Genomic DNA, 20,320 nt, shown 5'->3' on the forward strand with positions numbered 1-20,320 from the left:
CCGACAGTTCACGCCAGGACGCCGCACGGCATTAGAAGCACAAGGAATGGGTCATGCAACGCAATATGTTGAAGTCGAAGATTCACCGCGTCGCGGTGACGCACTGCGAACTGCACTACGAAGGTTCATGCGCGATCGACGAAGATCTGCTGGAAGCCGCGAACATTGTCGAAAATGAGCGGATCGACATCTGGAATATCAACAACGGCGAGCGTTTCTCCACCTACGCCATCAAGGGCGAACGCGGCAGCGGCATGATTTCGCTGAACGGTTCGGCCGCGCGCCGCGCGCAACTGGGCGACCTGGTGATCATCGCGGCGTTTGCGGTGGTGGACGAGGCGGAACTGAAGGCAGGCTGGAAGCCCGATCTGGTCTTCGTGGACGACAACAACAAAATCAAGGGCAGCCGCGATCACGTTCCGACGCAGAACTGGACCTGAGATCACCGCGCCTCTCCGGCGCCGATCTGACCTGCCCGCGGCGGGCGGCCTCGCCGCCTGCCTGCTTCACGCTTTCTTGCTGTTCTTCGCGCTGGCCCATTCGATAATCGGCTGCCACTGCTCCAGATCTTTCTCCACCCGGCTTTTCGCCACGTCCCACAGCGTCAGTCCGTGCGCCGCGACCTGTACGTAATTCTGCGTATCGCGCAGGAAACCCAGCACCGGCAGCTTCAGACTTTCCACGAAACGGTGCAGTTGCTCCGCCGAACGCGTGCGTGAATCCACTCGCATGCCCACCACGCCGACCTCGATCGCCCCTTTGCGCACCGCTTTTTCCTTGGCCAGACGCTCCAGAAAGTCTTGCGTAGCGAGAATATCGAACATGGACGGCTGCAGTGGGACGATCACCTTGTCGGCGAGATCCAGCGCGATATTGAGGCGATTGCCGTGCAAACCCGCCGGCGTGTCGATGACCGCGTGCTCCAGACCTTTCGGCGGCTTGACGGGCGTTTCGGGGTCGACTTCCCACGTTTCGATGGGCGGCAAGGTGTCGGGCCGAAGCGCCAGCCACGCGTGGGCGGACTGCTGCTTGTCCAGGTCGGCCAGCGCGACCCATTCGCCGGATGCCGCGAAATAGCCCGCCAGATTGGTCGACAGCGTGCTTTTGCCCACGCCGCCCTTCGGATTCGCCACCACGATTACCGTCATGAATTCTCCCGGGAAGAAGGCTGGCGCTGCCAGCCGGTTTGCCGCGATACGCTCGCGACCTGCGCGGACGGCGCCCGATCCGTGCCGGTTTCGGCGCCGCCTGCCGGTCCAGCCGTTGATAATATCGACAAATGCAGCAGGGCCGAAGCCCCCGAACGGCTAATGGCCTTTGCCGATCCCCGATTTTTCGACCAAGGACCCGATTCTGATGAGCAAACTTCGCGAGGAATACACCGTCGAGCGCCTGCACGAACGCCAGCAGGGCACCCTGCCCGGCCTGCTGGGCGTGCGTGTGCTGGAACTGGAGCAAGGCGTTCTGGTGGCCGAATTGACGGTGCGCAAAGAATTGCTGGCGCCCAACGGTTTTTTGCATGCCGCCACCGTGATCGGCCTCGCGGACACCGCCTGCGGCTATGCCTGCCTCGCCCATCTGCCGGAAACGGCACGCAATTTCACCACCGTCGAACTGAAGAGCAATTTCCTCGGCACCGCCACCGAAGGCACGATCCGCACGGTCGCCAAAGGCGTGCATCTGGGCCGCAGCACGCAGGTTTGGGACGCTACCGTGACCGATCCGAACGGCAAGACCATGGCGCTGTTCCGCTGCACGCAGATCGTCCTGTACTGAGCCGCGGCGGCCTGAACGCACGCCGTCAGCCGATCGCGGCAAACAGCTTGTGCAGATCGAGATGGGCCGCCAGCGTATCCGCCAGCCGGTCCAGCGACGCCTCGCGCAACGCCGGGTAGTCGATCGCCTCGGCGTCGCTCAGGCCGGCCCACGCGAGCAGCGCCGAACAGGCGGCGGGCGTATCGAACAGGCCGTGCACGTATGTGGCGAGAATCTGGCCGTCGGCGGAGCGCGCGCCGTCGGGATGCGCTGCGTTTTGCCCGGCTGCCGGATCCACGTCGCTCAGATGCAGCGCGGCGGCGTCGAGCGCCGGGCCTTCGGTCACGCCCATGTGAATCTCGTAGCCGGCCACGTCGGGCGAACCCGGCAACGCGAGATGGCCGCGCACGTTCTTCAGGGTCTTCTCGCGCGTCAGCACGGTCGAGTAATCGAGCCAGCCGAGTCCCGCGCTGGCGCCCGGCGCGCCTTCCACGCCGTGCGGGTCGGCCACCTCACGCCCGAGCATCTGCATGCCGCCGCAAATGCCGATCACGCGGCCGCCGTAGCGCAAATGACGTTGCAGGACCGCGTCCCAACCCTGCTCGCGCAGAAACGCCAGATCGCCGCGCACGTTCTTCGAACCGGGCAGGACGATCAGATCCGCGGCCGGCGGCGGCGTGCCGCTGCGCACGTAATGGAAATCGACTTGCGGATGCGCGCGCAGCGCATCGAAATCCGTGTGATTGCTGATGTGCGGCAACACCGGCACGACCACGCGCAACATGCGCTTCGCGTCGCCGGCGTGCGCCGCGCGCAATTCCGGCGGCAGCATGTCTTCGGCGTCGAGCGTGAGTCCGTGCAGATAAGGCACGACGCCGAGCACCGGCTTGCCGGTCCTGGCTTCGAGCCAGTCGAGCCCCGGCTTGAGCAGACCGATATCGCCGCGGAACCGGTTGATGATGAAGCCGCGCACCCGCGCCTGCTCGCTCGCCGACAAACAGGCCAGCGTGCCGGTCAGGTGCGCGAACACGCCGCCCCGATCGATATCGGCGACCAGCACGACGGGACAATCCACCGCTTCCGCGAAACCCATGTTGGCGATGTCGCGATCACGCAGATTGATCTCGGCGGGACTGCCCGCGCCTTCCACGAAGATCGTCTCGTAAGCCGCTTGCAGACGCGCATACGATTGCAGCACGGCTTCGAAGGCGACAGGCTTGTAGTCGTGATAAGCGCGCGCGTCGAGATTCATGCGCGCCTTGCCGTGGATGATGACCTGTGCGCCGCGGTCGCTGGTCGGCTTGAGCAGCACCGGGTTCAGATCGGTGTGCGCGGCAATGCCCGCCGCCACCGCCTGCAAAGCCTGCGCGCGGCCGATCTCGCCGCCGTCGACGGTCACCGCGCTGTTGAGCGCCATGTTCTGCGGCTTGAACGGCGCAACCCGAACGCCGGCACGACGCGCGAGCCGGCACAAGCCAGCGACCAGCGTGCTTTTGCCCGCGTCGGAGGTGGTGCCCTGGATCATCAGCGTGCCGCGCGGCACAGGTAAAGCGTCTTGCGGAGTCGAAGTGTTGGTCACGGAAGGCCGAGGGGTTTAAGCGCAACGCCGCATTATCCCATCGCGCCCGCGCGCGCTGCACGCCGGTACAATCACGCGATGATTTCCCGCGACCTCACTTTCGTTCTCGGCGGCGCCCGCTCGGGCAAGAGTCTGCACGCCGAGCAACTGGCGAATCAGAGCGCCCTGCCCGTCACTTACATCGCCACCGCGCGTCTCGCGAACGACGCCGAATTCAGCGAGCGCATCGCGCATCATCGCGCGCGCCGTCCGGCGCACTGGGGGCTGGTCGAGGCGCCCGTCGATCTCGCCGGCGCGCTCGAACAGAACGACGCGCCCGGACACTGTCTCCTGATCGACTGCCTGACCTTGTGGCTGGCCAATCTGCTGTGTCCGGCCGAAGGCGAGCCGCTGCCGGCCGACCAATACCAGGCGCGGCTCGACGCGTTCGAAACGGCACTCGCCAGCGCCCGGAGCAGGATCATCGTCGTGAGCAATGAAATCGGTCTGGGCGTGGTGCCGCTCGGCGCCGCCACGCGTCTTTACGTCGACGAACTCGGCCGGCTCAACCAGCGCATCGCGGCGTTGAGCACCCGCGCCACGATGATGGTCGCGGGCCTGCCGCTCGCGCTGAAAACCGCAGGCGCCGCGTGATGCTCTCGCTCCCTCTGCTCGTTACGCTCGCCACCGCCGGAGTCGCCGTCGACCGCTGGCTGGGCGAGCCGCGCACCGCGCATCCGCTGGTCGGCTTCGGCAAATGGGCGCTGCGCCTCGAAAAGCGCTACAACACGGGCCGCCGTCTGCGTCTGAAAGGACTGCTCGCGTGGGGGCTGGCCGTCCTGCCGCCCGTCCTGTTCGCGTGGCTGCTGGTGTCGATCCTGCCGTTCTACTGGGCGTGCGCCGTGCACGTCATGCTGCTGTGGTTCGCGCTCGGCGCGCGCAGTCTGCACGAACACATCGCGCCGATCGCGCAGGCGCTCGTGCAGCGCGACCTCGCCCAGGCGCGCACGCTCACCGCGCGCATCGTTTCGCGCGAGACCGCCGACGCCGACGAAGGCGCACTCTCGCGCGCCGCCGTGGAATCCGCGCTCGAAAACGGCAACGACGCGATCTTCGGCGCGCTGTTCTGGTTCGCGATCGCGGGCGGTCCCGGCGCACTCGGCTTTCGTCTGGCCAATACGCTCGACGCCATGTGGGGCTACCGCACGCAGCGCTATCTGCGTTTCGGCTGGGCCGCCGCGCGTCTGGACGACGTGCTCAACTGGATTCCGGCCCGCCTCACCGCGATGAGCTACGCGCTGCTCGGCGACACGCGCACCGCGCTGCGCTGCTGGCGCGAGCAGGCGCCGCGCTGGGACAGCCCGAACGCGGGACCGGTGATGTCGTCGGGCGCGGGCAGTCTGAATGTGTTGATCGGCGGACCGGCCGTCTATCACGGCACGCTCGAACATCGGCCGACGCTCGGCTTCGGTCACTCCGCGAAAGCCGCGCACGTGACGGCGGCGTTGGCGCTGGTCGAGCGCACGGTGATTCTCTGGCTGGCGGTGTTGATCGTGCTGGCGCTGCTGAGCGTGCCCTTCAATGTCTGACCATCCGTTCTCGCGTGACGAAGCGCAGTCCGGCGCCGTGGTCCACGGCGGCAACCTTCACGAAGCGGCGTCGCGTTACGGTATTCCGTACGGGGAGTGGCTCGATCTTTCCACCGGCATCAATCCGCACGGCTATCCGGTGCCGCCGGTTCCCGCCGATGCGTGGCGCCGGCTGCCCGACGAGGGCGACGGATTCGCCGCGTGCGCCGCGCGCTACTACGGCGCGCCAGACGTCGCGCACGTGCTGCCGGTAGCCGGCAGCCAGGCGGCGATTCGCGTCTTGCCCGCGCTGTTGCCGCGTGCCACCGTCGGCATCGCGCCGCTCACCTACAGCGAATATGCGCCTGCTTTCGAACGGGCCGGACATCGCGTCGTGCCGCTCGACATTCGTTGCGATGAATTGCCGGACGCGATCACTCACGTGGCCGTGGTGAATCCAAATAATCCGACCGCCGAGCACGTCAGCGCCGACACGCTGTTGCAATGGCACGCACAGTTGAGCGCGCGCGGCGGCAGTCTGCTGGTGGACGAAGCTTTCGCCGACGCGCTGCCCGGTGGCTCGCTCGCGGCTCACACGCATCGCGCGGGTCTGATCGTGCTGCGTTCGCCGGGCAAATTTTTTGGCCTGGCCGGTGTGCGGGCGGGCTTTGTCCTCGCCGCGCCCTCGCTGCTCGACTCATTGCGTCAAATGCTCGGCGCGTGGACCGTGAGCGGCCCCGCGCGTCACGCCGTCAAAGCCGCATTGGACGACACCGCATGGCAAGCGGACATGCGCTTGCGTCTCGACAGCGACAGCGCCCGCCTCGTCGGCTTGCTCAATGCGCACGGTCTGGTCACGCACAGCACCCCGCTCTTCGCCTGGACCCGCGACGCTCGCGCGCCGGCGCTTCACGATGCGCTGGCACGCCACGCCATCTGGACGCGACTGTTCGCGGCGTCCGGCAGCGTCCGCTTCGGCCTGCCCGCGAGTGAAGCGGAATGGACGCGCTTCGAAACGAGCCTGAACCTTTGCATGAACCATTCGCTGTGAATCTGACAACCCGACTCGCGCGCTGGGTGTACGCAGCCGCGCTGACCGCCGGCATGACGAGCCTCGCCCACGCCGCCATCACGGTCACCGACGACACCGGCGCGACCGTCACGCTCGCCGCGCCGGCTCAACGCGTCATCAGCCTCGCGCCGCACGTCACCGAATTGCTGTACGCGGCGGGCGGCGCCACGAAAATGGTCGGCGCCGTCAGCTATAGCGACTATCCGCCGGAAGCAAAACAGTTGCCGCGCGTGGGCGACAACAAGGCGCTGGACCTCGAACGCATCGTCGCGCTGAAGCCCGATCTGATCGTGGTATGGCGGCACGGCAATGCGCAGCGCCAGCTCGACCGTCTGCGCGAACTGCACGTGCCGCTGTTTTTCAGCGAGCCGCGGCGTCTCGACGACGTCGCCGTTTCGTTGACGAAACTCGGCGCGTTGCTCGGCACTTCCGCCACCGCCGACGCCGCCGCGACGCGTTATCGGCGGGACATCGCGGCCTTGCGCGCGCAGTATGCGAGCCGGCCGCCGGTCAGCGTGTTTTATCAGGTGTGGGATCAACCGCTGATGACGCTCAACGGCGAACATATGCTCAGCGACGTGATCGCGCTGTGCGGCGGACGCAACGTCTTCGCGTCGCTCGAACCGCTCGTGCCCACCGTCTCCACGGAAGCCGTGCTGGCGGCGAACCCCGAAGCCATCGTGACCGCCGCGCAAGGCGCGACGAAATCCGATACGGGTTTGCCGCAACTCGGCATGTGGCGCGCGTGGCCCGCTCTGAAGGCGGTCGCGAACGACAACCTGTTCGCGATCGACGGCGATCTGATCAATCGTCCCGCGCCGCGTCTCGCAGAAGGCGCGAAGCTGCTGTGCGAAGACCTCGAGGCCGCGCGTTCGCACAGGAAGCGCGGCGAGTGACACGCACGAGTGACGTCATGACACGCTGTTGCGTTCACGGCCGTATTCACCGCGCGCGCTCAGCTCAGGCATTCCATCTGACCAGCGACCACTGAGCGTTGTCTTCACTGCGGCGCAGCCAGACGATGCCCGCCATATCGATCGACCATCGCAGGCAGCGTTCGAGCGACACCTCCAGCGCGAGCGATCCGATCACGCGCATCACGCCCGCGTGCGTCACCACATAAGCCGGCGCCAGTTCGCGCGTCTGCGCAAATGCATCGAACCAGGTCCGCACACGTTCGACGAACTGCGCCACGCTCTCGCCGCCATGCGCACGCGCATGCTCGAAATTGGCGGCCCATTCGTCCAGTTGCGTACGGTCGATCTCGTCCCAGCGCTGCTGTTCCCAGTCGCCGAAATCCATTTCCTTCAGGCTGGCGTCCTGACTGACCGTGCAGCCGAAATTGTTCGCGAGGGCAACGGCGAAACTCGCGCAGCGCGTCAGCGGACTCGAGATCGCGACGCGCGGCGGCGGCACCTGCAAGGTGGCAAGTTTCAAAGCCAGTTTGCTTGCGCTCGCTTCCACGTCTTCCGCGAGCGCCACGTCGCTATTTCCGTAACACACGCCGGCGTCCAGCGCGACGGCAGGATGGCGAATCAGGACGATATCCATGCGAGCCCCACCATGTAGATGCTCAATTCAAAAATCTGTTGTGCGAAGCCGAGGCAGTCGCCGGTATAACCGCCAATGCGTCTGACGAAATAGCGGCCTGCGGCATAACGCAATACCATCAGCACAGCTAACGCCGTGCCCGCGAAGCGCCAGTCGGGCGACGCGAATCCATTCGGCCACAGCAGCCACGGCAATCCGGAGACGAGCGTGCAAACGAATGCGCGATTGCCCAGACGTTGAGCGACCGGCCGCGCCTTGCCTTCGGCGCGCACGTAGTCGAGCGTGACCAGATAGCTGATTGCTGCAGTACGACTCGCGGCATGCGCGGCAATCATCAGCGCCGCCGCGCGCGTGGGCGGCAACGCGGCGAGCATTTGCCATTTCAACGCAAGTGCGATTACGAGCGCAATAGCGCCGAACGCGCCGATGCGCGAGTCATGCATGATACGAAGCACATCTTCGCGCGTATAGGCGCCACCGAACGCATCGACGCAATCGGCGAGACCATCTTCGTGAAACGCTCCGGTGACGAGCAACGACGCCGCCATCGACAGCAACACCGCCACGCCCGCGGGAAACACATGCAAGGCCGCGAGATAAACGAGCGCGCTCAATCCGCCGATCAATAAACCGACGAGCGGAAAATAGCGCGCCGCCGCGTTCAGATAATGCGGTTCGAAGCCGACCCAGCGCGGCACCGGCACGCGCGTGAAATAGCCGAGCGCCGTGAAGAAATAGCGCAGTTCAGCAAGCGGATTCATGAATGGGCCGGGCGTGGGTTTCGGTATGAAGTTTCAGGCATCGCGATTCGCGACACCGGCCGATTCGAAGCTCGCCATCTCGTTGACGAACGCGGTGGCCGCGCGCAACAAGGGTACGGCGAGCGCCGCGCCGGTGCCTTCGCCGAGACGCATGTCGAGCGAGAGCAGCGGCAATGCGCCGAAGTAATCGAGCATGCGCCGATGCCCCGCTTCGTTCGACGCATGCGCGAACACACAGTAGTCGCGCACACTCGGCGCATAGGCGTCGGCCACCAGCAGTGCCGACGTGGCGATGAATCCGTCGACGAGAATCGTCATGCGCGCCTGCGCCGCGGCGAGATACGCGCCCGCCATCATGGCGATCTCGAAACCGCCGAACGTGGCGAGCGCATCGATGGCGTCGACCGTTTCAGGATGACGCGCGAGCGCCGACGCCAGCACGTTGCGTTTGTGCGCGAGTCCGGCGTTGTCGAGTCCGGTGCCGCGCCCCACGCATTCGTCGATCGGCACGCTGCACAGACGGCTCATCAGACACGCCGCCGCCGACGTATTGGCAATGCCCATTTCGCCGAAGCCGATCACGTTGGTGCCGAGCGCAGCGTGATGCTGCACGCGAGCGGCGCCCGCGCGCATCGCGGCCAAGGCTTCCTCGCGCGTCATGGCGGGTTCGTGCGCGAAGTTGCGCGTGCCGGCCGCGACCGGAATGTCGACGAGACCTGCGGTGGACGGCAAGGGCGTTGCAATGCCCGCGTTCACCACTTCGAGTTCGATGCCCGCGACGCGGCTCAATGCGTTGATCGCTGCGCCGCCGGCCAGAAAGTTGGCGACCATTTGCGCGGTGACGGCTTGCGGATAAGGACTCACGCCTTCGTTGGCAATGCCGTGGTCGCCGGCGAACACGATCATCGCCGGACGTGTCACGGCGGGACGCGTGCTGCGCTGGATCAGACCCATCTGTCGAGCCAGCGTTTCGAGCCGGCCGAGACTGCCGGGCGGCTTGGTCTTCGTATCGATGATGTGTTGCAGTTCGGCGCGCATGGACTGATCGAGCGGCTCGACTTCGGGCAATCCCGGCAAACGTGGCAGTGAAGTCATAAGGGGTCTGCGTAAAAAGAGTAAGTTGAGCTGACGGCGGACGACTAACGGTGCGGCGCGGGAATCAGCGCCTCGTGTTCGCCGTCGCGAATCAGGATCAATGGATAGCCGAATGCGCGGCTCGTGAGCGTGGGCGTCAGTACGTCGTGAACCGGGCCGGCATACGCGCCGCCTTCGCCGTCGAGCAGCAACGCGTGCGTGGCGAAGCGGCGCGCGAGATTCAGATCGTGACAGGAAAACAGCACCGTGCGCGCGGCTTGCTGCGTCCAGGCGACCAGCGCGTCGAGGCAGTCAATCTGATGATGCAGATCGAGATGCGAGAGCGGCTCGTCGAGCAGGAGCAACGAAGCGTCCTGACACATCACGCCGGCCAGCGCAACACGTTGACGTTCGCCGCCCGAGAGCGACAGCACGTCACGCGAGGCCAGAGCGGCGAGGCCGAGCAGATCCAGTGCGGCCTGCGCCGCGTCGCGATCCGCTTCGCGTTCCCAGCCCCAACCGTTCAGGTGCGGAAAGCGATTGAGTGTCACGATGTCGAGCACGCTCGCGCTAAATGCATCGTGCGCGCTTTGCGGCATCAACGCGCGGCGCCGTGCGAGCGGCAGCGCGGGCCAGTCGGCGAGACGCGTGCCGTCGAGTTCGACGTGTCCCGCCGACGGCGTGGAGAGTCCGGCGAGCGTCGAGATTAGCGTAGTCTTGCCCGCGCCGTTCGGACCCGCGATGCACCAGACTTCGCCCGCGTAAAAGGTGTGCGTGAAGGCGTCGAGCAAGGTCCGCGCGCCGGCGCGCAAGCTCAGACGCTGGACGCTCAGCGAAGCATCGGAAGCGGGACGCAATGCGGTCGATGCCTTCATGAGCGCCGCCTGCGCAGCAGCATCCACAAAAACACCGGCACGCCGACAATCGACGTAATGACGCCGACCGGCAGCTGCGCCGGCGCGATCACCGTGCGCGCGATCAGATCGGCGCCCATCACGGCCGCGCCGCCGCCGAGCGCGGCGGCCGGCAGCAGCATGCGCTGATCGTTGCCGAACGCGAGCCGCAGCATGTGCGGCACGACGAGACCGACGAAGCCGATCGTGCCCGCCGTGGTCACCGCCGCCGCCGCCGCGAGCGACGCCACCAGATACACGCGCAAACGCAGCGGCATCACCGCGACGCCGAGCGCCTGCGCGGCAGCATCGCCGCGCAGCAGCACGTTCAGTTGCGGCGCGCACGGCACGATGGCCACCAGCACCACGACGAGCGCTGCGAGCGCCGTCCAGGGCAACGCGCCGCCGTTCAGATCGCCGGTCAGCCAGAACAGCATGCCGCGCAAACGGCTATCGGGTGCGAGATTGAGCAGCAAGGTGATGAGCGCGCCCCAACCGGCGGCAATGACCGCGCCGGTCAGCAGCAAACGGGGCGACGTGTCCTGCGGTTCGCCGCGCCACAACTCGCGGCGCGCAAGACCGAGCACCAGCAGAATGGAAACGAAGGCGCCGGCGAACGCGCTGGCGTCGACGATCCACCAGGCGCAGCCCGCGATCATGGCGATCAACGCGAAGGTGGCCGCGCCGCCCGAGACGCCGAGCACATACGGTTCGGCCAGCGGATTGCGCAGCAGCACCTGGAGCAATGCGCCGGCCAACGCGAGCAAGGCGCCGCACGCGAAACCCGCTAATGCACGCGGCAAACGCAGATTGCGCACGATTTCAGCGGCGAGGTCCGAGGTGCCGTGTTGCGAAGGCAGCAACGCCGCGAGCACGCGCGACGGCGCGAGCGGCACACTGCCCAGCGCGAGCGACGCCATCAGCAACGCGAGCGCGATCACGCCGAGCGCGAGCCAGATCGTGGCCGCGCGTTTCGCGCTCATCGCGCGCAACGATGCGCCCGGCGAAACCGCCGGAACCGAAGCGCGGTTCAAGCGCGCGCCCTCAGCGGACGGCATGCGTTACTGCTGCTGCCAGCCGACCGTGACATAGGCACCGCGTCGCGGCGAGTTATACGAGTAGGCCGTTTCATAGTCCTTATTCAACAGGTTCTGGATTTGCGCCGTCACGTACCACGCTTTCGTGAAGTTGTAGCGCGCCGACAGATTCACGACACCGTATCCGCCCAGCTTGCCGCTGCTGTCTTCACGCGGTCCACTCACGATCCACTCGCCGCCGACGCGCCATCCGGCCAGGCTGCGATTCACCGCCAGCGATCCGAAACGCCGCGCGCGGCGCACGAGGTCGACGTCGTTGTCGAGATCGACCGGATTCTGCAGCGTGAGCGACGCGCGCACGTCCGTCTTACCGACGTGACCGCTCCACGATCCTTCGAGCCCCTGCACCTTCGCATGCCCGACGTTCTCGGCGACGTAGATGCCGGGCGTCACCTGCTGGTAGTCGATCAGATTCGAGTAGCGTGTCTGGAAAGCACTCAGCCGCATCACGCCCAACGCATTCGACGCGTACTGCAATGCTGCTTCGACCGAATGACTGCGCTCGGGCTGGATCGATGGATTGCCGCTGAACGGATAGTACAGATCGTCGAAGCTCGGCGCGCGGAACGAATCCGAATAGCTTGCGGTTGCCTTCCAGTGATTCGTGATGTCGAAACCGTAGCCGAGATAGTAACTGTTCGCTCCGCCGAAATCGGAATACTGATCGCGCCGAACGTTGGCCTGAATCTGGTTGCGTCCGAAGCGTCCCGTGTAGCCGACAAAGCCGGAATCCACGTGACGGTCTGGCGCGGCGAACGTGTCCGAGTCGAGCGTCTGATCGAGATGCTCGTAGCCCACCTGCAGTTTCTGCTGCGCGGCGAGCGCGAAATCGTTCTGCCATGTGTACTGGCGATTGTCGGTATCGAAGCGGCCGTTGTAGACGCCGTTGGTGTTCGACACGCTGCGATCGTCGCCTTCGGAGACGATGAAGTGCGTGGTCCACCAGTCGGTGAGCTTGCCGTTTGCGAACGCCGACACCTGGCGCACCTTGCTGGACAGATTGTTCAGATCGGTCGGCACGCCATACGCGTTGTCGTAGCTGTTGTTGCCGTTCGACTGGAAATACGTGACGCCTGCATCCCACTTCTCGCTGAACTTGTGACGCAGCGATGCACTGATGCTCTCGTTCAGATAGCCGTTCGCATTCGGATTCGCGCCCGGCGCTTCACGCGGATTCAGCGAGGAAAAGCCATCGTCTTTCGAGCGCGCGAGCGAGATGCTGAAGGTCGTGTTGCCGTCTTTGTCCAGCGCGCCGTTCACGCCCGCCTGCTGCGTTTGCGTGTGATAGCTGCCGTAGCCGAGCGAGAAATTGAAGCGCGGCGGATGATCGCCGCCGTCTTTCGTGAAGACCTGCACCACGCCGCCGATCGCGCCCGACCCGTATAACGCCGACACGTTGCCGTTGACCACTTCGACGTGATCGACCTGATCGAGCGGAATCTGCGCGAGTTGCGACGAACCGAGACTCACCGAATCGACACGTACGCCGTCGATCAGCACGAGCGACTGAGTCGACGACGCGCCGCGCAGAAACAGGCTGGTCGTGGAACCGGGACCACCCGTGCGGGATATCTGCGCGCCCGGTGCGAGTTGCAGCAGACCCGGCAGATCGGTAGCGGTGGTGTCGGCGATATCCTGCTGGTCGAACAGCGTGGTCTGTGGAATGGCGTCGGCAAGCGGTTGCGGACCGCGTTCAGCGGTGACCACGAGCGGCGACAGTACGACGGATGACTCAGCGACGGAAGACGCAGCGACCGACGCGGCCGCCGGTGCAGCGTCCGCTGCGGAAGACGACGGCGTAGCGGACGCATCAAGCGCGGCGGCCTGCGCATGCACGACGAGCGGCGTGCTCGCAAACGCGAGCATCGCCGCACGAGCGATGGGGGACAACATGGAGTGGTATTCCTGTGGATAGCGTGCGCGGCCCGCTTCCCCGCAGGCCGATGCGTAACGAGGCGCCCGCACTTTAACGTTTGCGCGGTGACGACACTCTCCCTCTGGCCGGTATCCGGGCTGGCGACACATCGATCCCGCCTTCCCACGCGTGACGCGCAGTGGCACACTCGCACGTTCAGCTTCGAACATGCGGTTGGAATCGACCTGCATGTGATGCGGTCGCTTACCGTTGCGGGGGCAGCGCAGGTTGGCGCGTTCGGCAGAAATGAACGGCGCGCCCTGCTTCCCGTTTAACTGCGCACACTATGAAAAGCGCGCGCGGGCACCAGAGAACGATCAGTTTATGAGCGCCCTCCCGACCCGTCAAGAATCGTCAAAACGTGTTCGTGCTGTTCTGTAAAACGCAGGTTATTGTCCGATGCATGAGTGGTTTTTCATCGTAAGGTCCATAAAATGCCTGCATAAAGCGATGTTGTTACGTCTCGAAACGAGACAATAGTCGGAACCTGCGATATTCCGCGCTAAAATGCGATGTCTTTAGAGGACGCAGCACATGCTCACCGAACTCGAATCACTTTCACAGAATATCGGCAAGCTGATCGCGATCAGCCAGCGGCACAACGAAGCGCGTCTCGCGCTCGAAGAGCAGCTTGCGCAATCGCGCGCCGAGGCCGAAGCCACGCGCACCGAACTCGCGTTGTTGCGCGAGGAGCGCGATGCGCTGCAAGCGGAACGCGACGCCCTGTCGGCAAAAATCGACGACGCCCAGGTGCGCCTGAATGCGATCATCGAGAAGCTGCCGCGCGCTCGCGCGCACAACGAGCCGGACAACCAGCTCGATCTGCTCGAGCCCGCGCAGCAGGAGCTCGCGCACGAGGTCAATGCCGATAGCGAAGCCACCCGCCACGGAGAAAATGCATGACCACCAAGCAGATCGAAGTATCGATTCTGGGCGTACCGTACCGGCTCGCCTGCTCGCCGGAAACCGAAGGCGCGCTGCTTGAAGCAGTGGCTCGCGTCGACGCGGAAATGTCGAAGATCCGTAACAACAGCAACGTGCGCGGCACGGATCGCATTGCTGTCATGGCTGCGCTGTCGCTGGCATCGGAACTGCTTAAGCTTCAATCGAGCGTGCGGCACGGAGAAGCATTTCCCGCTGAGGAAATCCGGCGTACAATGCATCAAATGAACGAACAACTGGGTACTGTGATTCAGCAGTACAGCATGCAGTAAGCGGTCTGCACTGAGTACCTAAACAGTTTCAAGCAACCTGTCCTGAGACAGGTTGCGAATTCAAGTGAGGTGCGTGAGCGAAGTCTCGGGCAAACGTTTGAGTTCAACAGGTCAAGCTTCCCTGCCTGGTTCGCCAAGGTCATATATTCCTTGAACCAATGCCATGTGCACGGTTGCGGAAATTTGTAGCACGGGTGTGCGCGTCACTCTGTCTGATGTACCCGAAGTGCTGCTAACTGCGACCAATTCTGAACCCCCGGTTCAGGATGCCGGCCTAGCGGCTAAGGCGGGGACCTTATTCAAAACGGCATCGGACTTCGGTTCGGTGCCGTTTTTCTTTTGGTGCTGCGTTCGGTGCTGCGTTCAGGTACCGCGTTCGGTGCTACGTTCAGGCGCCGCGTTTTTTCTGCGTTCTTTTGCTGTCGGGTTTTTAGCGTTGCGTTTTCAGGGACCTTCGCGGGAACATCAACCTCTCCACGTTCTATTCGATTCATGCGCTACTGGCTAATGAAGTCCGAACCGGACGAAGCAAGCATCGACCATCTCGCCCATGCACCGCACCGCACGTTGCCATGGACCGGCGTGCGCAACTATCAGGCGCGCAACTTCATGCGCGACGTGATGCAGGTCGGCGACGGCGTACTCTTCTATCATTCGAGTTGCCCCGAACCGGGCATCGCGGGTCTCGCCGAGGTGTCGTCCACCGCGTATCCGGACCCCACACAATTCGACAAGAAGAGTCCGTACTACGATCCGAAGTCGTCGCAGGAAACACCGCGCTGGCTGCTCGTCGACGTCGTATTCAAAAAGAAAATTCCGCTGATTCCGCTCACCGCTCTGCGTGAGCATGAAGAACTGAAGGACATGCGCGTGCTGGCCAAAGGCAACCGCCTGTCCATCACGCCGGTGACCGAAGCCGAATGGCGCTTTATCACGAAGCAGCTTGTCTGAGATCGAGGTAAGCGTCGAATCCGGGAACCAAGCGAAGGTTACAAGCGCCTAACGGACTCGCAAACGGGACTTGCAAGCGCCGTGCCATTGCGCGGCGCATGTCCTGTTCGTGCGCAACCGTTCAAGCAAAGGGTCCAACAATGAAAAACAACACCGCTCGTGCACTGGCGCTCGCTCTCGCGTGCGCTGCACCCGCCGCGCTCGCGCTGACGCCGGTCATGGCTCGCGCGCAAACCGTCACGCAGTATCAGCCTGCCGGCGTGCTGTCGCTGAATGCGCAGGCGAGCGCCGAGGTGCCGCAGGACGTGGTCGACATCACGCTGTTCTACGAGCAGGAAGCGAGCGATCCGTCGGCACTCACGTCCACGCTCAATCAGCGCGCAGACGCCGCGCTGCAAAAAGCCAAGGGCGTGAGCGGCGTCACGGCGCGCACCGGTTCGTTCTCGATCTATCCGTCCACGGATCGCGACGGCCGCATTTCCGCGTGGCGCGGCCGTACCGAGATCGTGCTGGAATCGCACGACTTCGCTGCGGCATCGAAGCTCGCCGGACAGATGGCATCGATCATGCAGGTCGGTAACGTGCAATTCTCGCTGTCGCCGGAAGCGCAACGCGCGGCCGAGCAGAAGCTCACCGGCGAAGCCATCAAATCGTTCCGCGACCAGGCGGCTTCGTCGGCGCAGGCGTTCGGTTACAGCAGCTATTCCATCCGCGAGGTAAACGTGGGCCACAACGGCGTCATGCCGCGTCCCATGATGATGATGAGCGCGCGCGCCATGGGCGCCGACGCAAAAGCCGCGCCGGTACCGCTCGAAGGCGGGACATCCACGGTCACCGTCAACGTGTCCGGCTCGGTGCAGATGAAGTAATCAGCGGAATCGAGCGGGACTACGCGCAAAAAAAACGCCACGGCATGCCGTGGCGTTTTTGCGTTTGTTGTACCGACGTGCGGTATGTCGTTCAGTTCACGCCCACGGCCTGCGCCGGTTCACGACGCGCGCGCCGATACGACCAGACCAGCATACCGATGCCCGCGAGAATCATCGGCAGCGAGAGCCATTGCCCCATCGAAAGACCCATGGCGAGCAAGCCGAGGAAGTCGTCGGGTTCGCGCGCGAATTCCACCGTGAAGCGCGCGAGGCCGTAGCCGATCAGGAAGACCGCGGAAATCGCGCCCATCGGCTTCGGTTTGCGCGAGAAGAAGAACAGCACGAAGAACAGCGCGACGCCTTCGAGCGCGATCTCGTACAACTCCGACGGATGACGCGGCAGCATGTGATATTGCGCGAACACTTCGTTCAGATGCCATTGCGCGGCAAGATCGGGATGCTTGCTGAGCCACACCGCGTCGTCCGGTGCGGCGCCCGGAAACAGCATCGCCCACGGCGCTGTCGGGTCGGTCACGCGGCCCCACAGTTCGCCGTTGATGAAGTTGCCGAGGCGCCCTGCCGCGAGCCCGGTCGGCACCATCGGCGCGACGAAATCGGTCACTTGCAGCCACGAGCGTTTGCGTTGATAGGCGAACAGCACCATCGCGAGCGTCACGCCGAGGAAGCCGCCGTGAAACGACATGCCGCCTTCCCACACCTTGAAGATGTCGAGCGGATGCGCGAAGTAAAAACTCGCCTTGTAGAACAGCACGTAGCCGAGGCGGCCGCCGAGAATCGTACCGAGCACGCCGTAGAACAGCATGTCGTCGATGTCCTTGGCGGTCCAGCCTTGCGCCGCGACATACGGCAAACGCAGGCGCAGACGGCCGACGACGATCGCCGCGATGAACGCGACGAGATACATCAGTCCATACCAGCGCACAGCGAGCGGCCCCAGATGAATGGCAATGGGGTCGAAATTCGGGTGAATGAGCATCGTGTTGTTATGGGCAGTTCAGGTTCAGAAGCGAAGACTTGCTTGCAGGTTAATGTGCGGTGCAGCGGTATGCGCGACGTAACGAAGCAAACCGGCGCGAGTGACGCGGCGACACTAGCCGCGCGCCCCCGCCGTTTGCGCTTCGACCGTGGCCGCATGCGCACGTGCGATGTCGATAAAGCCCGCCAGCACCGGACTCACCTCCGCCGTGCGCCAGACGAGCCCGGTTTCGATTGCCGGCACCGATTCCCGCAACGGACGATACACCACACCGGTGCGGCGCAGATTACGCAGCGATTGCGGCACCAGTGCGACACCCATGCCGGCGGACACGAGGCTCACGATCGTTTGCATCTGGATCGCCTCCTGTCCGACGCGGGGCGCGACACCCGCCACGCCGTAGCAATCCATAATGATGTCATAAAAGCCCGGCGCCAAACGTCTTGGGAAGATCACGAGCGGTTCGTCGGCGACTTCGCGCAGGCTGATCGGCGCATCGAGCCACTCGGGCAGCGCGCTGTCCGGCGCCGTCCCGCGGGCTTGCGCGCTGCCCTCGATGCGCGCCGCCATGTCGGTCGACATCGCGATCACCAGCGGCTCGCGAGCAAGCGGCAGCCACGATAGCTGGGTCAGGTGACGCGACGGCAGCGGCGCGATCACGAGGCCGGCGTCGATGCGCCCGGCAACGAGTTCGTCCACCTGGACGTCGCTGGTGGCCTCGGTCAGTTCGAGGCGCACCCGTGGGTAGCGCGCGCCGAAGTCGCGCAGCAGCAGCGGCAGCAGGCCGTAGTCCGCCGTGGACACGAAAGCGAGCGGCAGCACGCCCGCCTCGCCGCGCGCGAGACTTTGCGCCAGCGGCCGCAAACCTTCCGCCGCGGCCAGCAATCTTTGCACTTCCGGCAGCAGGTCGGCCCCCACGGGCGTCAGTTCGACCGAGCGCTTGGTGCGCGCGAACAGTTCGACTCCCAGCGTTTCTTCGAGCGCGCGGATGGCCTGCGAGAGCGGCGGCTGCGTCATGGACAGGCGCGCGGCGGCCCGCCCGAAGTGCTTTTCTTCGGCGACGGTGACGAAATAGCGCAACTGGCGCAGGTCGGGCGTGACGGGCAGCATGATTAATACATTTTACGACCTAATCGAGCCTGAATAATATATTGGACACGCGTTTGGCAAAACTGCATCCTTGCGCGACGCGCCCGACCTACACTGGACTGATGCAACCGGCGGCCCGTCGCCGGCCGTCCAGGACAGCACCCGCAAACCGCCCGATACTGACGTACCCAGGCACGGCTCAAAACAAAACAGACTGGAGTTCCCCATGGCATACAACCGTCGTTCGAAGAACATTACGCAGGGCGTGGCGCGCTCGCCGAACCGCTCGATGTACTACGCGCTCGGCTATGAAAAAGCCGACTTCGACAAGCCGATGATCGGCATCGCCAACGGCCACTCGACCATCACGCCCTGCAACGCCGGTCTGCAGCGTCTGGCCGACGCAGCCGTCGCCGCCGTCAAGGCGTCGGACGCGAATCCGCAGATTTTCGGCACGCCGACCATTTCGGACGGCATGTCGATGGGCACCGAAGGCATGAAGTACTCGCTGGTGTCGCGCGAAGTGATCGCCGACTGCGTCGAGACCTGCGTGCAAGGTCAGTGGATGGACGGCGTGATCGTGATCGGCGGCTGCGACAAGAACATGCCGGGCGGCATGATCGGCATGCTGCGCACCAACGTGCCGAGCATCTACGTCTATGGCGGCACGATCCGTCCGGGTAACTGGAAAGGCGTCGATCTGACCATCGTGTCGTCGTTCGAAGCGGTGGGCGAATTCACGGCCGGCCGGATGTCGCAGGAAGATTTCGAAGGGGTCGAGAAGAACGCATGCCCGTCCACGGGCTCGTGCGGCGGCATGTACACCGCCAACACCATGAGCTCGTCGTTCGAAGCGCTGGGCATGTCGCTGTTTTACTCGTCGACGATGGCCAATCCGGATCAGGAGAAGGTCGACTCGGCGGCCGAATCGGCGCGCGTGCTGGTCGAAGCGGTCAAGAAGGATCTGAAGCCGCGCGACATCGTCACGCGCAAGTCGATCGAAAACGCCGTGGCCGTGTTGATGGCCACCGGCGGCTCGACCAACGCCGTGCTGCACTTTCTCGCCATCGCGCACGCGGCCGAAGTGGAGTGGACCATCGAAGACTTCGAGCGCATGCGCAAGAAAGTGCCGGTGATCTGCAACCTGAAGCCGTCGGGCCAGTTCGTGGCGACCGACCTGCACAAGGCCGGCGGCATTCCGCAAGTCATGAAGATCCTGCTCGACGCGGGCATGCTGCACGGCGATTGCATCACCATCACCGGCAAGACGATCGCGGAAGAACTGAAGGACGTGCCGAGCAAGCCGCGCGCGGACCAGCAGGTGATTTTCCCGATCGACAAGGCGCTGTACAAGGAAGGCCACCTGGCCATCCTGAAGGGCAATCTGGCGGAAGACGGCGCGGTGGCCAAGATCACCGGCCTGAAGAACCCGGTGATCACCGGGCCTGCCCGCGTATTCGACGACGAGCAAAGCGCGCTCGAAGCGATTCTCGCCGACCGGATCACCGCCGGCGACGTCGTGGTGCTGCGCTATCTCGGACCGAAGGGCGGTCCGGGCATGCCGGAAATGCTCGCGCCGACGTCTGCGATCATCGGCAAGGGGCTCGGCGAAAGCGTCGGCCTCATCACCGATGGCCGCTTCTCCGGCGGCACGTGGGGCATGGTGGTGGGTCACGTCGCGCCGGAAGCCTTCGCGGGCGGCACGATCGCGCTCGTGCACGAAGGCGACTCGATCACCATCGACGCACACCAGCTGCTGCTGCAACTGAATGTCGACGATGCCGAGTTGCAACGCCGACGCGCCGCGTGGCAACAGCCGAAGCCGCGCTACACGCGTGGCGTGCTGGCCAAGTATTCGGCGCTGGCGCTGCCGGCGAACAAGGGCGCGGTGTCGGGCTGAACGCGGACCGGGTGTTGTGCGTCGTGCGTCGGATTGATCGAACCTGATCGAGCCGG

Annotated in this window: 21 protein-coding genes, 1 other RNA gene and 1 riboswitch; of the genes, 12 read left to right on the forward strand and 10 right to left on the reverse strand. The window is 64.7% G+C overall.

The window, feature by feature from the left end; all coding sequences use genetic code 11:
• Positions 1 to 53 precede the first annotated feature (53 nt).
• Positions 54 to 440, forward strand: a complete 387-nt coding sequence (panD, locus tag P3T18_RS06980; protein WP_012432059.1) for an aspartate 1-decarboxylase — start codon at positions 54 to 56, stop codon at positions 438 to 440.
• 66 nt (positions 441 to 506) lie between these two features.
• Here panD and P3T18_RS06985 read toward each other — a convergent pair whose 3' ends face one another.
• Positions 507 to 1,148, reverse strand: coding sequence for a ParA family protein (locus tag P3T18_RS06985; RefSeq protein ID WP_429299199.1), 642 nt, complete (start codon positions 1,146 to 1,148; stop codon positions 507 to 509).
• Between the two features lie 208 nt (positions 1,149 to 1,356).
• On the opposite strand from P3T18_RS06985, the gene P3T18_RS06990 reads away from it, so the two are divergent.
• Positions 1,357 to 1,776, forward strand: a complete 420-nt coding sequence (locus P3T18_RS06990; protein ID WP_429299200.1) for a PaaI family thioesterase — start codon at positions 1,357 to 1,359, stop codon at positions 1,774 to 1,776.
• 25 nt (positions 1,777 to 1,801) lie between these two features.
• On the opposite strand, the gene P3T18_RS06995 is transcribed toward P3T18_RS06990, so the two are convergent.
• Positions 1,802 to 3,280: a cobyric acid synthase gene (locus P3T18_RS06995; RefSeq protein ID WP_429300058.1), complete on the reverse strand. Its 1,479-nt coding sequence runs from the start codon at positions 3,278 to 3,280 to the stop codon at positions 1,802 to 1,804.
• 132 nt (positions 3,281 to 3,412) lie between these two features.
• Here P3T18_RS06995 and cobU point away from each other — a divergent pair, with 132 nt between their 5' ends.
• Genes cobU through P3T18_RS07015 form a run of 4 tightly spaced genes read left to right on the forward strand, consistent with a single transcriptional unit; the run spans position 3,413 to position 6,849 of the window.
• Entirely contained in the window at positions 3,413 to 3,967 is a 555-nt protein-coding gene (gene cobU / locus P3T18_RS07000) for a bifunctional adenosylcobinamide kinase/adenosylcobinamide-phosphate guanylyltransferase (RefSeq protein WP_429299201.1), read from the forward strand.
• Entirely contained in the window at positions 3,967 to 4,902 is a 936-nt protein-coding gene (gene cbiB / locus P3T18_RS07005; protein WP_429299202.1) for an adenosylcobinamide-phosphate synthase CbiB, read from the forward strand. Before cobU ends, cbiB begins: the two co-directional genes overlap by 1 nt.
• Positions 4,895 to 5,932, forward strand: a complete 1,038-nt coding sequence (cobD, locus tag P3T18_RS07010; RefSeq protein ID WP_429299203.1) for a threonine-phosphate decarboxylase CobD — start codon at positions 4,895 to 4,897, stop codon at positions 5,930 to 5,932. The genes cbiB and cobD overlap by 8 nt, the downstream gene beginning before the upstream one ends.
• Before the next feature lie 53 nt (positions 5,933 to 5,985).
• Positions 5,986 to 6,849 (forward strand): cobalamin-binding protein, encoded by an 864-nt coding sequence (locus tag P3T18_RS07015; RefSeq protein ID WP_429300059.1) that lies wholly within the window; start codon positions 5,986 to 5,988, stop codon positions 6,847 to 6,849.
• A 64-nt stretch (positions 6,850 to 6,913) separates the two neighbouring features.
• Here the strand turns inward: P3T18_RS07015 and cobC are convergent, their stop codons facing one another.
• From cobC to P3T18_RS07045, 6 genes are read right to left on the reverse strand one after another with little or no spacing between them, the layout of a single operon-like run.
• Positions 6,914 to 7,504, reverse strand: a complete 591-nt coding sequence (gene cobC, locus P3T18_RS07020; protein WP_429299204.1) for an alpha-ribazole phosphatase — start codon at positions 7,502 to 7,504, stop codon at positions 6,914 to 6,916.
• Positions 7,489 to 8,265, reverse strand: a complete 777-nt coding sequence (locus P3T18_RS07025) for an adenosylcobinamide-GDP ribazoletransferase (RefSeq protein ID WP_429299205.1) — start codon at positions 8,263 to 8,265, stop codon at positions 7,489 to 7,491. Before P3T18_RS07025 ends, cobC begins: the two co-directional genes overlap by 16 nt.
• 33 nt (positions 8,266 to 8,298) lie before the next feature.
• A complete protein-coding gene (gene cobT / locus P3T18_RS07030) occupies positions 8,299 to 9,360 on the reverse strand; it encodes a nicotinate-nucleotide--dimethylbenzimidazole phosphoribosyltransferase (RefSeq protein ID WP_429299206.1) in 1,062 nt (353 codons plus the stop codon).
• A 44-nt stretch (positions 9,361 to 9,404) separates the two neighbouring features.
• The gene (locus tag P3T18_RS07035; protein WP_429299207.1) at positions 9,405 to 10,214 is read right to left on the reverse strand and encodes an ABC transporter ATP-binding protein; all 810 of its coding nucleotides are present in this window, start codon (positions 10,212 to 10,214) and stop codon (positions 9,405 to 9,407) included.
• Positions 10,211 to 11,290 carry a FecCD family ABC transporter permease gene (locus P3T18_RS07040; protein ID WP_429299208.1) on the reverse strand — a complete coding sequence of 360 codons (1,080 nt, stop codon included), beginning with the start codon at positions 11,288 to 11,290 and terminating at the stop codon, positions 10,211 to 10,213. Before P3T18_RS07040 ends, P3T18_RS07035 begins: the two co-directional genes overlap by 4 nt.
• Positions 11,291 to 11,293: 3 nt before the next feature.
• Complete coding sequence (locus tag P3T18_RS07045) at positions 11,294 to 13,222, reverse strand: TonB-dependent receptor domain-containing protein (protein ID WP_429299209.1); 1,929 nt, start codon at positions 13,220 to 13,222, stop codon at positions 11,294 to 11,296.
• Between the two features lie 89 nt (positions 13,223 to 13,311).
• Positions 13,312 to 13,570: riboswitch (cobalamin riboswitch) on the reverse strand.
• A 208-nt stretch (positions 13,571 to 13,778) separates the two neighbouring features.
• Between P3T18_RS07045 and P3T18_RS07050 the strand changes: the two genes are divergently transcribed.
• The 5 genes from P3T18_RS07050 (at position 13,779) to P3T18_RS07070 (ending at position 16,278) form a co-directional block, all read left to right on the forward strand.
• The gene (locus tag P3T18_RS07050; RefSeq protein WP_429299210.1) at positions 13,779 to 14,147 is read left to right on the forward strand and encodes an ATPase; all 369 of its coding nucleotides are present in this window, start codon (positions 13,779 to 13,781) and stop codon (positions 14,145 to 14,147) included.
• On the forward strand, positions 14,144 to 14,458 hold the full coding sequence (locus P3T18_RS07055) for a cell division protein ZapA (RefSeq protein WP_007175941.1): 315 nt from the start codon (positions 14,144 to 14,146) through the stop codon (positions 14,456 to 14,458). Before P3T18_RS07050 ends, P3T18_RS07055 begins: the two co-directional genes overlap by 4 nt.
• 115 nt (positions 14,459 to 14,573) lie before the next feature.
• A non-coding RNA gene (gene ssrS / locus P3T18_RS07060) (6S RNA) lies at positions 14,574 to 14,755 on the forward strand.
• 195 nt (positions 14,756 to 14,950) lie between these two features.
• A complete protein-coding gene (locus P3T18_RS07065; RefSeq protein WP_429299211.1) occupies positions 14,951 to 15,409 on the forward strand; it encodes an EVE domain-containing protein in 459 nt (152 codons plus the stop codon).
• 140 nt (positions 15,410 to 15,549) lie between these two features.
• Complete coding sequence (locus tag P3T18_RS07070) at positions 15,550 to 16,278, forward strand: SIMPL domain-containing protein (RefSeq protein WP_429299212.1); 729 nt, start codon at positions 15,550 to 15,552, stop codon at positions 16,276 to 16,278.
• A 91-nt stretch (positions 16,279 to 16,369) separates the two neighbouring features.
• Here P3T18_RS07070 and lgt read toward each other — a convergent pair whose 3' ends face one another.
• Both lgt and P3T18_RS07080 read right to left on the reverse strand, forming a co-directional pair.
• Complete coding sequence (lgt, locus tag P3T18_RS07075; RefSeq protein ID WP_429299213.1) at positions 16,370 to 17,275, reverse strand: prolipoprotein diacylglyceryl transferase; 906 nt, start codon at positions 17,273 to 17,275, stop codon at positions 16,370 to 16,372.
• Between the two features lie 114 nt (positions 17,276 to 17,389).
• Positions 17,390 to 18,385, reverse strand: a complete 996-nt coding sequence (locus P3T18_RS07080; protein WP_429299214.1) for a LysR family transcriptional regulator — start codon at positions 18,383 to 18,385, stop codon at positions 17,390 to 17,392.
• Positions 18,386 to 18,590: 205 nt separating this feature from the next.
• On the opposite strand from P3T18_RS07080, the gene ilvD reads away from it, so the two are divergent.
• Positions 18,591 to 20,264 carry a dihydroxy-acid dehydratase gene (gene ilvD / locus P3T18_RS07085; RefSeq protein WP_429299215.1) on the forward strand — a complete coding sequence of 558 codons (1,674 nt, stop codon included), beginning with the start codon at positions 18,591 to 18,593 and terminating at the stop codon, positions 20,262 to 20,264.
• Positions 20,265 to 20,320 lie beyond the last annotated feature (56 nt).

The organism is Paraburkholderia sp. GAS199, from assembly GCF_050436585.1.
In the GTDB taxonomy this organism is placed as follows: domain Bacteria; phylum Pseudomonadota; class Gammaproteobacteria; order Burkholderiales; family Burkholderiaceae; genus Paraburkholderia.

Coding starts and splice junctions, on each gene's coding strand:
- cobU (WP_429299201.1), top strand. CDS start 3,413: ATGATTTCCCGCGACCTCACTTTCGTTCTCGGCGGCGCCCGCTCGGGC.
- cobC (WP_429299204.1), bottom strand. CDS start 7,504: ATGGATATCGTCCTGATTCGCCATCCTGCCGTCGCGCTGGACGCCGGC.
- P3T18_RS07050 (WP_429299210.1), top strand. CDS start 13,779: ATGCTCACCGAACTCGAATCACTTTCACAGAATATCGGCAAGCTGATC.
- P3T18_RS07040 (WP_429299208.1), bottom strand. CDS start 11,290: ATGCCGTCCGCTGAGGGCGCGCGCTTGAACCGCGCTTCGGTTCCGGCG.
- P3T18_RS07080 (WP_429299214.1), bottom strand. CDS start 18,385: ATGCTGCCCGTCACGCCCGACCTGCGCCAGTTGCGCTATTTCGTCACC.
- P3T18_RS07065 (WP_429299211.1), top strand. CDS start 14,951: ATGCGCTACTGGCTAATGAAGTCCGAACCGGACGAAGCAAGCATCGAC.
- panD (WP_012432059.1), top strand. CDS start 54: ATGCAACGCAATATGTTGAAGTCGAAGATTCACCGCGTCGCGGTGACG.
- P3T18_RS06985 (WP_429299199.1), bottom strand. CDS start 1,148: ATGACGGTAATCGTGGTGGCGAATCCGAAGGGCGGCGTGGGCAAAAGC.
- P3T18_RS06995 (WP_429300058.1), bottom strand. CDS start 3,280: ATGATCCAGGGCACCACCTCCGACGCGGGCAAAAGCACGCTGGTCGCT.
- P3T18_RS07025 (WP_429299205.1), bottom strand. CDS start 8,265: ATGAATCCGCTTGCTGAACTGCGCTATTTCTTCACGGCGCTCGGCTAT.
- P3T18_RS07045 (WP_429299209.1), bottom strand. CDS start 13,222: ATGTTGTCCCCCATCGCTCGTGCGGCGATGCTCGCGTTTGCGAGCACG.
- P3T18_RS07055 (WP_007175941.1), top strand. CDS start 14,144: ATGACCACCAAGCAGATCGAAGTATCGATTCTGGGCGTACCGTACCGG.
- cobD (WP_429299203.1), top strand. CDS start 4,895: ATGTCTGACCATCCGTTCTCGCGTGACGAAGCGCAGTCCGGCGCCGTG.
- P3T18_RS07015 (WP_429300059.1), top strand. CDS start 5,986: ATGACGAGCCTCGCCCACGCCGCCATCACGGTCACCGACGACACCGGC.
- lgt (WP_429299213.1), bottom strand. CDS start 17,275: ATGCTCATTCACCCGAATTTCGACCCCATTGCCATTCATCTGGGGCCG.
- cobT (WP_429299206.1), bottom strand. CDS start 9,360: ATGACTTCACTGCCACGTTTGCCGGGATTGCCCGAAGTCGAGCCGCTC.
- P3T18_RS07070 (WP_429299212.1), top strand. CDS start 15,550: ATGAAAAACAACACCGCTCGTGCACTGGCGCTCGCTCTCGCGTGCGCT.
- P3T18_RS06990 (WP_429299200.1), top strand. CDS start 1,357: ATGAGCAAACTTCGCGAGGAATACACCGTCGAGCGCCTGCACGAACGC.
- P3T18_RS07035 (WP_429299207.1), bottom strand. CDS start 10,214: ATGAAGGCATCGACCGCATTGCGTCCCGCTTCCGATGCTTCGCTGAGC.
- cbiB (WP_429299202.1), top strand. CDS start 3,967: ATGCTCTCGCTCCCTCTGCTCGTTACGCTCGCCACCGCCGGAGTCGCC.
- ilvD (WP_429299215.1), top strand. CDS start 18,591: ATGGCATACAACCGTCGTTCGAAGAACATTACGCAGGGCGTGGCGCGC.